A 15,198-nucleotide genomic window follows, 5' to 3' on the forward strand; every position below is an offset into this window, starting at 1 on the left:
CATCATTTATCAAACTCAAGCCTGACTGTTTACCAAGCTACCCTTTACCTCGCTAAGTTGACTCATGATAGCATCGATTCGTTCAGACATTTTAAGAAATTCTTCCGTCGGAATTTGACGTACAACATCTCCAGTTGTCTGATCCATTACTTTCACGACATTTTGATCACCGCCTTCGTTTACTTCGAAAGACAAATGAACACTCAGCTGAGCCATTTTCTGGTTTACTTTCTCGACCTGCTGCGGCTCAACTTTTTGACTTGATTGAGCCGCCTGGCCGTTATTTCCAGAGTCTGCCCTATTACTATCGGCCGTGTTCTGAACAACTTTAGCGTTTGCTTGACGCATTGCTCGAAAGTCATCCGCCACTCGCTGTTCTTGACGATTAGGAATGCCACCAAGTGCTTGCTTTGAAAAATCACTAGAACTAATAGACATCTCAGTATTCCTTCACAAAAGCAAAAGCTGAGGCCGTGCCCCAGCTTTTCGTAATCGCAATATTATCCCAATAGGGACAATGCTGTTTGCGGTCTTTGGTTTGCTTGAGCCAAGATAGAAGAACTGGCTTGTTGCAAGATTTGAGCGCTGGTAAGTTGCGCTGTTTCTTCAGCGAAGTCTGCATCACGTACACGAGATCGTGCCGCCGCTACGTTTTCACTGATATTACTCAAGTTACTGATACTAGAACTGAAACGGTTTTGTACCGCACCTAGGTTCGCTCGCTTAGAGTCTACTGCTGCAATCATACTATCAAGGATAGCAATCATACTCTGCGCGTTTCCTACACTGGATACAGAAGCTGTATCAGCATTAACCTGGGTTGTCGCACCTGCTGACAAACCAGTCATAGTGAAACCACCAGAAGCGGCTAAGTCGATAGAGTCGTTGATACCACCCTTAGTCATACTGAAGCTGATTGTTTGGTTAGCATCAGCACCTACCTGGAAGATACCTTCAAACGTACCGTCAAGTAAGTTTGCGCCACCAAAAGTGGTATCAGAAGCAATACGGTTAATTTCCGTAGATAACTGACTAACTTCTTGCTGAAGCGCTAGACGGTCTTCATCAGAGTTAGAGCCGTTAGCAGATTGGATAGAAAGTGTACGCATACGTTGCAACATATCAGTTGTTTCGTTTAGTGCACCCTCAGCCGTTTGCGCTAGCGAAATACCATCGTTAGCGTTACGAACAGACTGGTTCAAGCCATTGATCTGAGAAGTAAGACGGTTGGAGATTTGCAAACCTGCCGCATCATCCGCCGCACTGTTAATACGTAAGCCAGAAGACAAACGTTGGAAAGATGTATCCAGCGTTTTACCAGAGCTCATCAACTGACGCTGTGCATTTGTAGACGAAGTATTCGTATTTACATAAAGAGCCATTATAGCCTCCTAGTTTTTCAATTTTCTGCGATTAGTTTGCAGATCGTAATTTAGTTATCGGTCGACTTGTTAAGACCTTTAACACTTTGCAGAAAATATTTTCCCATCAACGGCAGAAATACACCGCACAACTGGCAAAAATTTTCCCTAACTCATTGATTTAAGTGTTTTTTAAAAGAAAAATTAAAATCATCTTCTTCATTAAAAAAACTTAAAAAAATCTTTAAAAACACCCTAAAAAAAGCGCTTATTGAACGAAGTACCCTTTCAACATGCCTGTGCTATACACAGGTATGAAAAACCCACCAATCTATAAAACGAGAATCTATGAAGCTCTCACCCTCAACTGGGAACAAGTGCAACATCAGAAGCTCTCACCTGAGCCGACCAGACTGGAAAGACAAGTACCCCACGCTTGCCGACAGACTTTTGCCGCACCAATATGAGAAAGGCACCCTCTAGCCTATGACCAGACACCAGCGCCCTTAGCTAAGACTTCTTCGATTAGGCTCCTGGCAGGCGTCATCACACGGAGCCAGGGTCACCCATCTCATTCAACTTACCCAGCACTGTGAAAGAGCACATGCAGAGCACACCACGAGCAATGTGCTCGGCCTACCTACACATCAACAAACCTTTAGATATTCAAATATTTAGTCACTAGCCATCAAGCCAAAACCTACCCTCATCACCCACAAGAGTTCCCCATTCTTAGCACCTTCTGCCTATCACACAGTAGAGCTATAGAGGAGAAGTTTTCGTTCTCGCTCGCTTATTGAACATGGCCGTAAGCCGCTAAAGACCAAGCCAATCTCAAGGCTTTATCCATAACAATTCACAACCAGCTGTCTCGCAAAGCGACAGAGCTGTCCACTATGAACACTTGGGAAAAAGCGTGAACACTTGCCAACCTAGTTTTATTCGATCCAAATACCCCATCCTTTCTCTATGACGTCGTCCGCCACTTAATTTGTATATGCTGACTGAACAAAGCTCACCAACAGGCAAATACTGCTCATAAAAACACCAACAGCTTCTACAAAAACGAAAAAAGCCGGATGATTTCTCATCCGGCTAAAAGCCACCTCTAGGAGAGAGAAGTGACTTAAATTCGAGAACACGCTCGAAAATTCAATTATCGATTGGGCAAAGAATTACCCCTTATCAAAAGCTTATATGCCGCTAAATTAGTTCCCTAGTAATGACAAGGCTGCTTGCGGGCGCTGATTCGCTTGGGCCAAAATCGTACTACTTGCTTGTTGAAGAATCTGAGCACTCGTAAGTGCTGCAGTTTCTTCTGCAAAGTCTGCATCTCGTATACGCGCTCGGGCTGCCGCAACGTTTTCAGAAATATTACTTAAGTTACTAATCGTTGAACTAAAACGGTTTTGTACCGCACCAAGTTCCGCTCGCTTAGAGTCAATCCCTGAAATCATAGTATCAATGATAGTAATCATACTTTGCGCATTCGCCGCAGTAGACACCGAGGCCGTAGAGCCATCGATTGGTGTACCTGATTGGCTGGATAAACCAGACATGGTGAAACCATTATTGGTTTGGTAATCAATAGAATTTGCTCCACCACCAAAACGCATCGAAAAGCTTATCGTTTGGTTGGCATCAGCGCCCACCTGGAAAATACCATCGTAAGTTCCATCTAAAAGATTTCGTCCACCAAAAGTGGTTGTCTCTGCAATTCGATTAATTTCTTCAGCCAGCTGAGCCATTTCTTCTTGCAAGGCCAAGCGGTCTTTGTCCGTGTTGGATGAGTTTGCTGCTTGAATCGATAATGTACGCATACGCTGTAACATATCAGTTGATTCGTCTAACGCACCTTCAGCAGTTTGCGCTAATGAAATACCATCGTTGGCATTTCGCACTGCTTGATTAAGACCATTAATTTGTGACGTTAAACGGTCAGAAATTTGTAAGCCTGCAGCATCGTCTGCCGCACTGTTAATTCGTTGACCAGAAGACAAACGTTGGAACGCTGTATCTAATGAGTTTGCTGAGTGCATTAATTGCCTTTGGGCATTTAATGAGGATGTATTTGTGTTTACGTATAAAGCCATTTCTTCTCTCCTAAGAAAATAATTTAAGAGCCACAACCTTTTGATTTAATTAGTTATTTGGTTGTTGATCTCTTAAAACTGTTATCGACATCTTGGTATCGATCTTTAATTTTTTTTTCGTTTTTTTTAGATCTTTAATTTTTTCGAACCTAAAAAAACGCTTCAATTATGTATCGAGCCAAGTAGAAAAAACTTTAGGAAAGAAAGATAAAATCTTTTAGAAAGTGGGCGTTTGTTTAGAAACAACATCGTATTGAGGAGAGAGACAGGTGTAACAACAGGCTCACCAGTGACACTAGTGAGTCACAGAGTTTAGAATAAAAACGTTTATAGACAATTACTTAGCTTTAGGCCGTACTTTTGCGGAGTAACTTCTCGAAGAATACTGATATCTGATTCTTGATTTAAAGCCCTGCTTAACTCTAGATCCACTGATGGGATAAATGATTTATTTCGTAAGCTATACACTTGGCGAACCAAAGCAGGCTGTAGCTTTTTATCTAGGGTAAGCACAAATCCTATCCGACCATTAGACAGCTCTACACACGTACCCACAGGGCATGAACCAATACTGTTGAGGAAAACAGCCAAAAAATTGGCGTCAAAAGCACGTCCAGAATCTTCCAGCATGCGCTTACGAGCCGTAATAGGACCACTAGCACTTCGATGAGGCTGCACCGACGTTATCGAATCAAACGCATCGATAATGGCGGCCATTTTTCCATAATTTGAGATATCTTGAGCGCTTTTCCCTTGCGGGTAACCACTTGCATCGACTCTTTCATGATGATCCGTCAGCATCTGATAGACACTAGCAGGCAAATCTGGACACTTTTTCAACACCTGCTCACCAAAGCGAACATGATTTTGAAACAGTTCCACCTCACTCGAATTCAACGCATCGGGTTTACTGACTACCGCTGGAGGCAAACGAAAGCGGCCTAAATCAAACACTAGACAGCCTAAAACAATATTTTCAATTTTATCGGCGGTTAATTTTAACCCTAGGGCAAAAGGGACCGACAAAGCAGCCATTCCTAAAATATGTCGAGGTAAATAATCTTTTATATTATTCGCTTGACGCATGAGCATGAGAGCAAAGTTGTTACGTTGGTAAGAGTCAATAAAGTGTCGAGAAAAGCCCTTAAGCGCCTCTAAATCAATGACCTCTCCACGCTTAAATTTGTCCACCTGCTCAGCCAGCAAGTCGCCACCCGTTACAAACAGTTTTTGCGCTGCTACCAATTCTTCTTCTAAGGTAGTTTTTCGATGCTTATCGGCCGTTGGTAATTTTCGCGCTAGGCTCTCTTGAGGGTCCGCTTTCTTCTCTACCGGTTGAGAGACAGGCTCTCTTACTGATGTTTTTTTCTCAACGGGTTGTTCGCCACTGGCTCTGGCTTTATAGCTAAGAATGTATTCTCGGGTATGGTCGTTTAATTCTTGACGAAAGTATTTATATAAACTGACATTACGACGGTGCTTTTCTCGCCACTCTTTACTACTTAAACCTTTATGCAGTTTTTTCAAACTACGGACAGGCTTACCATTCGCGATAGCATAACAAAGCAGTAAAAAACGCTCTTGGGCATCGTACAAACGCTCACGCTTACTACTTAGTAGCAGATCATCGTTAAAATGCACATCATAGGGTAGAAATTTAGCCTCCAAATCAGGCTTTAAATAATCAAGAGCCACCTGTCGCATTACAATGGTCACAATACGATCTTTTCTACCATGCTGCTTAATTAGGCTTTTTAGCCGAGTACTTTTAAATACTTCTGTTTTAATGCCAAAAACATCTAGAATTTCTTCAATATCAAAATAGCCAACGGTTATATCTGCACCAAAACAAGATTCTATGTTAAATGCCGACATTGAAAGCTACCTGCACTATTAAATTTGATTGAATAAAGAAAGGTTATTAATGCGAGAGAATAACTTTTGTGATGCGGTTAGAGCCGACTCTGCCATCGCTAAATCAGTGGCTGCAGCCCCCACATCAAGACCGCCTACTTTGTCTTGAGCTATCGCATTCGATAATTGACTCGCAGAGTTAACGTTACCTTTGTCGCTGAGGGTATTCATTCTTGCACCAATTGATGAACGCCCTTGACCTATAGAACTCTGAGTATTAGTAATACTTGTTGTAGCATCAAAAAACGCTTTTTCGCGCTCTGCCATACTAGAATCTTCATCTGAGATAATGGATAAGGTTTTCTTTATTTCATTGAGAACATTGTCTCTTCTAGGCGGGTTCAATTCGAAGTCGATGACCGCTCCCGGCGCACTGTTTATAGAAAATGACATGCCCTCAAAAACAATAGGTTTACTGGGATGATATTCGCCAGAGGCTACCTCTTCTCCGAAGCTATTAGTGAGTACATACTGACCCGATGGTCCAAAGTAAGGCCTATTATCATATTCTTCTTCCTTGAGCACATCACCAAGCTGGTCTGCCAGCTCTTGTTCTGCCGTCTCTTCAATAACATCGCCATTTGCGTCCAAGGCTGACTCAACCTGAGAAACAAGAGTTGGCTCCTCTCCTTGAGCGAAAGTCGTCAATCGGTAATGGTTATTTAATGGATTAATCGGGTCATAATGTTCATCCATGAAAGCATCGAAATCCCCTTGATGACGTATTTCAGTGGCTAGATTCGCCTCACCGCTTTCAACATGCGCACTAAAATTATTACGCGCCCATACATCCTCAAACAGTTTTTTGCCCGAATCTGTTACGGCTATTTTCATACCCTCTGAGATTTGAGCAAATTTTTGGCTTTCATTACCAGCCCATTCATAGCGACCATCATTACCTAATACAAAGGCAGGACTTGAAGTGTCTGTTCCGGCAAAAATGTAATCACCTTCAGCGCTTTTAGAATTCATGAGATCTGCCATAGACTCAACCATAATGGCAAGCTCTTGAGATATCGCATCCACATCTGCTTGAGTGTTAATTTCATTTTGCCCTTGAATTAGCAAACTTCTGGCATCATCCAACAAGCTATTCAGACTATCCAGTGCAACCTCTTGATATTCTAGATTACTAGCCGCCATACTCATAGCATCATCATACTGCCTAAGTTTTTGATTACTGGATTCATATTGTAGGACTTGACTGGCCCCCACTGGGTCATCACTCGCTTTAATAATATTGGTTTGCGCAGCAATTTTTTCCTGCACATCCATGTAACGCTCATTCGCTTTCGAAATGGCATTGCTTGATTGACCATATATGAGGTTATTTGTTACTCGCATAAGCTTATCTCACCGCCCCTAATAAGGTTTCAAAGGTTGTACGTGCTGCGGTAATAACTTGAGCAGAGGCTGAATAGGATTGCTGGTACTTCAACAAATTAACCGCTTCCTCGTCTAAGCTGACGGCAGAAATACTGTCTCGACGCGCCATACTTTGATTCATTATGATTTCGCTAGACTTAACATTGCCTTCCAATTCAGCCGATTTACTCCCTACCTGAGCAACCAAATCAGAAAAGGACTCAGAAACAGATTGACGCCCTGCCACCAGGTTTTCATTTTGTAGCTCACCTAGTAATAAGCCGTTAAAGTTGTTTGAAACGCCAATATTTTCCATATCCATTGAAAACACATCCCCTGCCATTGGCATGGAAGATAATGAGACATCAAAGCCAGCTTTCTCAGCAAGCCCGGCCTGTTCCAGCAGGTTTTGATAATCTTGAACATTATCAATAGACGTTAGCACCCCACCATTTGCATCTCGAACCTGAAATTCATTATTCGACATGAAATGTATGCTATGTGGAGCATTTGGATACAACCCATGGTTTGACGCAAACGCCGAGCTATCTGGATTTGTATTGGTTACCGAACTTAAGGAAATCTTAGCTTCCGATAAATTACCAGAGTCCGTATAAACATTCATTGGCCCACTTAAAGCCAAGTCATCACCATTTTTTGCTGCTAGCTGAAAGGTTGAGGCCATACCTTGAGTGGGAGAAAATTGGAAAGTATCACCCATCTCGTAATCACTTAAATCCCCTAATTTAAGGTCAACACCAAGCTCAGCCACTTGGTAAAAACCCTTTTTATCAGGTGCAGCACTCGCATCTATGGTCGCAGTGCGTCTTGAAGGCTCACCGTTCAAGTCATAAGTCTGCACCAAGAAACTCGAGTCACCTGTTTTGATCAATTCATAAGTATCTTTAAGAATATTAGCCGAGTTACCAGGCGACACTCGCACCTCAAGATCCGGTGTTTTACCTGTATTAGCCTTATCGGCTTGAATCTTAATGTCGGCAAAAGAAAAAAGATCACGGCCTAAAAGGCCATTAGCATCAATACCTAAGGCATTCTGCTGATTCATCGCATCAGCAATTGAGATTGCGCTCTGTCCAAGAGTACGGTCTGTATCAATCGAAAAGTCGCGGCGATAATCCACCAAAGCACCAATAGAACCACCTAGATCTTCCGATTTTATGCCAACTTCATGACGACCTAAGTCAACCGTAAGCTTAATTCTCTTTGGGTCCAGCGGGTCAGGTTCCATTTCTAATTCTGGGGCTAGGCGATCTAATACCAAAGGCTGACCATTTGCCAAAGAGATACTCATCACCCCTTCATCATTAAACTGTGTTTTGGTATCTATGTATTCAGAGATTTTAACCGCCAACAATTCTTGTTGGTCTCTAAGCTCATTAGCAGGGGAAAATGAATTACTTTCCTGCTGAAGAATTTCATCATTTAATTTTGCAACTTGCTTAGTAAGCGCGTTTAAATCTGTAAGAGAGGCCGCTAGCTGATTATCTACCGTTCGGCTTTGCTCTGCGGTCATACCTGATAGAACTTTATATTGCTCTACTAGGCTTCCTAAACTGGAGTGAGCGAGGTTACGTAAACCAGGCGATGCTGGGTCATTATTCACCGCTTGCAAAGCTTTAAAAGCATCGTTTAGGTAATTATTCAGCGAAACACTGTCTTCGGCTAACAAACCATCAGAAAGTGACATCATGTTATGGTAGGTTTCATAGTAAGAATGATTCGAAGTATCAGCTCTAACCTGACTATTGATCATATTATCAACAAGGCGAGTCGTATCACGAACTTCCACACCACCCACATGAGAGCTGGAAGTATTTGTCTTTTGACGACTGTACCCTTCCGTGTCTACATTGGCCGTATTTTGGCCTGTGGTGTTGATACGGGCATTGCTCGACTGTAAACCAGAGAGACCAATACCATATAAATTTGAGCCCATTGCTCACCTCATTGCGAATATTTAAATAGGATAATTACTTATTTCCTACTATCGGCCAAAAGCCAGAAAACTTTACTCAAGTAGTATCGGAGCCTGTAGACTATAATTGCTCGAACCACTCACTGGACATTATATTATTGATTTTTTGTGCATACTGAGGGTCAGTGGCATAGCCACCATGTTGCAAAGATTGGGTAAATGCCGACGCATTTTTACCTACTTTCAAGGCCTCTTGATAACGTTCACTTGTTTGTAAAAATCGGGCGTAGTCATCAAAGCTTTCAGAAAAAGACTGGTAGGCTCGAAAGGCTGCTTTCTCTCGTTTTGCCACACCTTCTCGATATTCTAAAGTATTGACAACCGCTCTATCCCCTTGCCAACGACTGTCCGCTTTGATGCCAAATAGATTAAAACTGGCTGCACCATCTTCTTTCGCGATAGGGTACTTTCCCCAGCCAGTTTCTAGGGCGGCCTGAGCCAAAACCGCTTTAGGATCAACGCCTATCTTTTGCGCTGCTGCTTGGGCATGGGGCCACAAAGAATCAACAAACTCATCTGGTGAGTCAAACACAACAGACAAAGCCGATGGTGTTTTATCAGCGACAGCTTGAGGAGCTAAGCCATCTTGGCCTTGCACAGACTTAATAAAATCTGCCGAAGCTTGTTTGGCCAACACCTGGATACGAGCTAAGTCTTGTTTAGCCACTTGGTTAAGGAAATCCGTGTCGTCTTGTCGACTTTGGCTTGTAGAAGTTTCAGATGAAGTTTGCTGATACTGCCGAATTAATGCCTCAGATAAACCAATGCCTCCCGATTTCGCCAAGCTTTGCGCCATCTGAGAGTCCATCATCTCTTGATATTGTTTGGTTTGAGCACTAGAAAACAAACCACCACCAATGGCCTCATTGGTGCTGCGCATATTTTTAAGCAACATATTAATAAAAATCGATTCAAACTGTTGCGTAACTTCCCTAAGGGCGCTGTCTGGATCTTTTTGTGCTTTCGTCTTCAGCGCTGATAATGAAGAAAAGTCGGCATAAAAGTCATTCGAAGGTACGGTATTCATGGGTAATCCTATATCACCACAAGATCTGCGTTAATAGCGCCAGCTTGCTTCAGGCCTTCAAGAATGGCCATCACATCTCCAGGCGCGGCACCGACTTGATTTACTGCTCGCACAATATCATTCAATGAAGCGCCGGGATCAAACACAAACATATGACCGCTGGTTTCATCAATTTCGAGGCCCGCTCTTGGCGCAAGAATAGTTTCTCCACCCGTGACAGTTCCATCTTGACCAACAACAGGAGGTATTTCATTAATCGTTACCGTTAAACTACCATGCGTAACAGCGGCAGGCGAGACCTTTACATGCTGACCAATTATGATGGTGCCTGTTCTTGAGTTAATAACAATTCGAGCGCGCTCTTCGCCTAATTCAACTTCTAGATTTTCAAGAATCGACAGAAAGGTCACCCTTTGGCTTGGGTCACGAGGTGCGGTCACTCGAATGGACGTCGCATCAAGTGTTTTCGCCACTCCTTGCCCTAACAGTCCATTAATTTTTTCAGAGACGAATCTGGCAGTGGTAAAATCTGGTCGATTAAGGTTGAACGTTAATGTATCACCAGCGTTGAAACTACTAGGTACTGCGCGTTCTACACTGGCACCATTAGGGATACGACCCACTGTTGGAATATTCAGAGATGAACGGGAGCCATCGGCTCCATTCGTTCCCAACCCTCCAACAACAAGATTACCTTGGGCAATGGCATAAACCGCACCGTCAGCACCTTTTAGGGTAGATAACAATAAAGTCCCACCCCTTAAACCGCTTGAGTTACCAACCGACGATACCGTGACATCAATTTTTTGTCCGGGTTTTGAAAATGGTGGTAACGTTGCGGTAAGTGACACGGCCGCTACATTCTGGGAGCTTGCATTGACACCTTCAGGCAAGGTGACACCAAATTTAGACAACATGCTGGAAAAACTTTGGTCTGTAAAGGCAGTGCTATCACCAGTACCATTGAGACCAATCACCAAGCCATAACCAAACAGCTGGTTGTCACGTACTCCTTGCACACTCGCAATATCTTTCAAACGCTCAGCTTGAACTGACAATGAGAGAAGAACGAAAAAAAGCGCGACCATATATTTCATTTGTTCACCTTTACTTGGGCTTAGCCCTGCTTTTCATTAATAGGGCATATCACTAGAATTTAGTAGGCGACTTACCCACCCTTGCTCACTGCCAGCCGCCACATCACCCGTACCTGAATAGGTGATTCGTGCATCGGCTACACGCTCAGACTCTACTGTATTATTAGGTGAGATATCCTGCTTTCGCACGACCCCAGAAAACCGTATGTACTCATCCCCCTGATTCAACCGTAACCATTTCTCACCTCGTACTGCGAGCAATCCATTTGAATACACCTTAACAACCGTAACGGAAATAGTACCATTCAAACTATTGTTTTGGTTCGCCGAAGCATTACCCGAGAAATCCGTTCCCTGCTGAGGCAAATCTGTATCTAATCGTAATGTTTCCCCCAGAACCGTTGGATTTTCTAGGGTTGCAGAAGCAGATTTCGACACTGTCGCAGCATTGGCTTTTGTCGATGTGGTGGTTTCATTCAAATTAATGGTGAGTATATCCCCCACTCGACTCGCTTTTTGGTCCCCAAAGAATACATCGCCCATATCAGGTCTATAAATCCCACCCGTAGGGGCTTGAAAAGGCTCTAAGCCATTTGGGTACACAGGAGCATAGTATGGGTCATCCGAACGAATCGCCTGCTGGACTTGAGGCCCATTCAATGGATCGTTGGGGTCTGGTACATAACCAGTCCTTGGTTCTTCTGACTCTTCTTCTGCTTCCTCTGCATCACCATCAGCATTTTCTTCATCATCAGTAACCGCATCAACGACTGCATCAGCAACAGCCGCACCAGCACCTGCTGCTGCCGCGTTAGCTAACGCCTGCTCGTCCACATCCCAGGATAAACAGCCGGTCAGACAAACGCTCATTAAGGCCAGTAGAACCAATTTAATTTTCATTATTTTCCACGTTTCACTTAAACCAAATGATTTCAATTTACGTTAAAGCTGCTGTATCGCAAAGCTCATCATACCATCAGCCGACGCAATCACCTTAGAGTTCATTTCATAGGCGCGTTGCGTTGTAATCATATTGACCAACTCTTCAATAGAGTTCACATTGGATGCTTCTAGCATACCTTGACCTAGCGTTCCGAGGGAGTCTGTACCAGGTGCGCCAACAATAGGCGGTCCACTGGCATTGGTTTCTGCGAACACATTCTGCCCCAATGAATCCAAACCAGTTGGGTTGATAAAGCCCGCTATGTTAATAACCCCTACTTCCTGTTGTTCCGCTTGACCACTTTTTGACACGGAAACCACACCATCTTCCGACACAAATATCTCTACTGAGTCATTATCGATATTAATACCAGGCTGAACCAATAACCCATTAGCCGTCACAAGCTGGCCTTGGCTATTCAGCTGAAAGCTGCCATCACGGGTATACGCCATAGAGCCATCCGCTTGCACAACCTGAAAGAAACCCTTGCCTTGAATCGAAATATCCAACTGACGATCAGTGACATTGTAATCACCTTCCGAAAAGTCTTTTTGCGTAGCACCAACACGGACACCAGTACCAAGTTGAAGACCAGAAGGTAGCTCTGCATTTTGAGCACTTAGTCCACCTGGTGCACGTACGGTTTTGTACATGAGATCCTCAAAAACAGCTCGGTCTTTTTTAAAGCCGTTCGTTGATACGTTCGCCAAATTATTGGCCACCACATTAAGCTGCTTATCCATAGCACTTAAGCCAGTTTTACTTACCCATAATGCTGAATTCATATTCACCTCTTAAAGCTATCTTTTATTCGTTACTACGATGCGTTTACTTAACTACGCTGTAAAATTCTTGCTGACGAATTAGCATTTTCTCGAATGCTGTCCATCATTTTTACATTCATCTCAAACCGTCTAGCAAGGTTCATAATGTGTGTCATTTCTTCTACCGCATTCACATTACTGCCTTCTAGAAACCCTGATGCCACGCTTACATTTAAATCCGCTTCAAAAGGTTGACCGTCTTTAGCATGAATTAAACCGTCGTCTTTTTTTCGAATATTTTGTGGGTCAGGATTGACCAATTTAATTTGGTTCAGAACCGCCACTTCATTCGCAGCTCCTCCCTGAGGAACAATCGAAATAGAGCCATCTGGTGTAATGGTAATACGGTCTAAGGGCGGCAAAAAAATCGGCCCTTCAACACCTGCTACTGGCAAACCTGTTCCTGTCACCAATTGCCCCGCAGCATTAATTTGCAGGTCTCCAGCTCGGGTATAGGCTTCTTGGCCAAGTTCATCATAGACAGTGATAAAACCCTCACCTGCAACAGCAATGTCTAGGTTTCTATCGGTTTGTATCATGTCTCCTGTGGTATAGCGGGTAGCGGGATTTTCCGTCATAGCATAGACACGGCTAGGCATAGACTCACCGTATACCTGCATGGAACGAGCTTGTTCAAAGTCTGCTCTAAAACCTGTAGTGCTGACATTTGCTAAATTATTGGCATGAATTGTTTGTGCGTTCATTGTCTGCACGCCACCACTCATCGCCAAATACAGCGCTTTATCCATAGCAAACCCCTTCATGTAAACCGTCTAATTACAAACTATCTATCAAGAATCATACCAACTTAAAAAAACACGAAAAAAGGCCGAAACAGACAAGCTGTTTCGGCCTTTAAAAAGACGCTGTTTAAAATTTATTAACGGAGATTAATAATAGTTTGCGTCACTGTATTCTCTGTCTCTAACGCCTTACTGTTCGCTTGGTAGTTACGTTGAGCCTCAATCAAAGCCACAAGCTCCGTGGTCAAATCAACGTTAGCCTCTTCCAAGGCCCCCCCTTGAATCTTACCTAGAGTCCCACTGTTAGGTCGGCCGATATTAGCCGGTCCAGAGTTCTTACCTGCCAACCAAGATGTGTGACCGGTCGGCATTAAACCGTCATTACTATCAAACGTCGCTAGTGCTAATTGGCCAAGTGTTGCCGCTTGCTGGTTGGTATAGGTGGCAACAAGGAAACCATCCTCATCAAAGGAAACGCCCTGCAATTCACCTGCCGCAAAACCATCCTGCTCGAAGTGGTCCGTATTCTCTAGGGCAAACTGTGTTGATCCCGTAAAGTCTAACGGTGCAATAGCAGAACGATTACTTGGATCTAAACCAGTCAGCTCTATGGTAATTGGCTCAGCAATATCAAAAGGCGGTAACCCTCGATATGAACCGATAAAATTACCCGCCGCATCAAAAGCGATATTCGTACCAGGTTCCAGATAATTGGTCTCCTGACCATCCAATGGATTTATGTAAGTTTCTTCACCATCCATCGTTACACGGAGTTCGTAGGTGTTATTCTCACCTTGCTTGATGAAGTAATAGCCTATGGTGTGAGACTCCCCAAGAGAGTCATACACAGTTTTAGTATTACCATAGCTATAGGTAGCAGGATCTAATGGATCGAAAGCTTCACGGGCAACCGTACTGGAGTCTCGAACTGCGGTAGGATCTAGAGCCCCCGTAATGGCAACACCATTAAGCGTACCTGCAACAGCTAAAGGCGTTTTAGTCGCCGCAGCAATATCATCCGTCGTAGGTTCAGCCGCACCTAAATACAAAAGTTCAAACGGCGCTTCGGTAACGCCATCACCATTATAATCTGTACCACCATCAGCACTGTTGTAGGTGGCATACATTTCTGGCATGAAAGGCGCCCCAGTATCATCCGTCATGTTGCCATCTACGGCTGCATAAACTCGATAAGTATTCGGCAATTCACTCTTAGCATAATAATAAGTAATGATGTGATTCTGACCATTGGCATCAGCCACACTTTCAGTTTGGGTAAAATTAAACGTATCAGGATCGGTTAAATCAAAATCATCTTTAATATAAGCCGGCACATCATCGCCTTGTGAGTCTAAGTTTACTTTCAAGTCAATTTTAGACGTCGCTTCCGGTAAAATTCGATCCGTTGGCACAACCAAGTCTTCAAGATTACCGCCTACCAAACCATCAACCGCATTGTAACCTTGAACATTAAGCCCGTTGTTCGTCACCAAGTTACCATCTGCGTCTAACTTAAAGTTACCAGCTCGGGTGTAAGACTGTGCTACATTGCCACCCAATACAAAGAAACCACTACCATCAACCGCTAAGTCTAAGTTGTTATCGGTATAAGATAAGTTACCGGAAGAGAATTCTTGGGCCACCGCACTCACACTAACGCCAGAACCAATACTGTTGTTACTGCCAGCACCAAGAACACTGGTATTATAAAGATCGTCAAACTCGATACGTGATTTTTTGAAACCTGTAGTATCGGCGTTGGCAATATTATTACCTGTCACACTTAAATAGTCTGCTGAAGCTTTAATGCCTGAAAGCGCTGTATTGAAACCCAT

The 15,198-nt window shown here is 43.5% G+C and carries 12 protein-coding genes; all 12 read right to left on the reverse strand.

What is annotated here, in order from left to right; genetic code table 11:
* Positions 1–15: 15 nt before the first annotated feature.
* Positions 16–438, reverse strand: a complete 423-nt coding sequence (locus ABJF92_RS12500; RefSeq protein WP_446816118.1) for a flagellar protein FlaG — start codon at positions 436–438, stop codon at positions 16–18.
* A 62-nt stretch (positions 439–500) separates the two neighbouring features.
* A complete protein-coding gene (locus tag ABJF92_RS12505) occupies positions 501–1,382 on the reverse strand; it encodes a flagellin N-terminal helical domain-containing protein (protein WP_446816119.1) in 882 nt (293 codons plus the stop codon).
* Between the two features lie 1,187 nt (positions 1,383–2,569).
* Complete coding sequence (locus ABJF92_RS12510) at positions 2,570–3,454, reverse strand: flagellin N-terminal helical domain-containing protein (protein ID WP_446816120.1); 885 nt, start codon at positions 3,452–3,454, stop codon at positions 2,570–2,572.
* A 327-nt stretch (positions 3,455–3,781) separates the two neighbouring features.
* Positions 3,782–5,329 (reverse strand): HD-GYP domain-containing protein, encoded by a 1,548-nt coding sequence (locus ABJF92_RS12515; protein WP_446816121.1) that lies wholly within the window; start codon positions 5,327–5,329, stop codon positions 3,782–3,784.
* 18 nt (positions 5,330–5,347) lie between these two features.
* Positions 5,348–6,712: a flagellar hook-associated protein FlgL gene (gene flgL, locus ABJF92_RS12520; protein WP_446816122.1), complete on the reverse strand. Its 1,365-nt coding sequence runs from the start codon at positions 6,710–6,712 to the stop codon at positions 5,348–5,350.
* 4 nt (positions 6,713–6,716) lie between these two features.
* Entirely contained in the window at positions 6,717–8,690 is a 1,974-nt protein-coding gene (flgK, locus tag ABJF92_RS12525) for a flagellar hook-associated protein FlgK (RefSeq protein ID WP_446816123.1), read from the reverse strand.
* Between the two features lie 100 nt (positions 8,691–8,790).
* A complete protein-coding gene (flgJ, locus tag ABJF92_RS12530; protein WP_446816124.1) occupies positions 8,791–9,756 on the reverse strand; it encodes a flagellar assembly peptidoglycan hydrolase FlgJ in 966 nt (321 codons plus the stop codon).
* A gap of 8 nt (positions 9,757–9,764) precedes the next feature.
* Positions 9,765–10,853 carry a flagellar basal body P-ring protein FlgI gene (locus ABJF92_RS12535; protein WP_446816125.1) on the reverse strand — a complete coding sequence of 363 codons (1,089 nt, stop codon included), beginning with the start codon at positions 10,851–10,853 and terminating at the stop codon, positions 9,765–9,767.
* 36 nt (positions 10,854–10,889) lie between these two features.
* Positions 10,890–11,753, reverse strand: coding sequence for a flagellar basal body L-ring protein FlgH (locus ABJF92_RS12540; protein WP_446816126.1), 864 nt, complete (start codon positions 11,751–11,753; stop codon positions 10,890–10,892).
* Between the two features lie 42 nt (positions 11,754–11,795).
* Positions 11,796–12,581: a flagellar basal-body rod protein FlgG gene (gene flgG, locus ABJF92_RS12545; protein ID WP_446816127.1), complete on the reverse strand. Its 786-nt coding sequence runs from the start codon at positions 12,579–12,581 to the stop codon at positions 11,796–11,798.
* A gap of 47 nt (positions 12,582–12,628) precedes the next feature.
* Entirely contained in the window at positions 12,629–13,369 is a 741-nt protein-coding gene (gene flgF / locus ABJF92_RS12550; RefSeq protein WP_446816128.1) for a flagellar basal-body rod protein FlgF, read from the reverse strand.
* 131 nt (positions 13,370–13,500) lie between these two features.
* Positions 13,501–15,198, reverse strand: a complete 1,698-nt coding sequence (locus ABJF92_RS12555; RefSeq protein ID WP_446816129.1) for a flagellar hook-basal body complex protein — start codon at positions 15,196–15,198, stop codon at positions 13,501–13,503.

The sequence above is a fragment of the Marinomonas sp. genome (assembly GCF_039940335.1).
In the GTDB taxonomy this organism is placed as follows: Bacteria; Pseudomonadota; Gammaproteobacteria; order Pseudomonadales; family Marinomonadaceae; genus Marinomonas.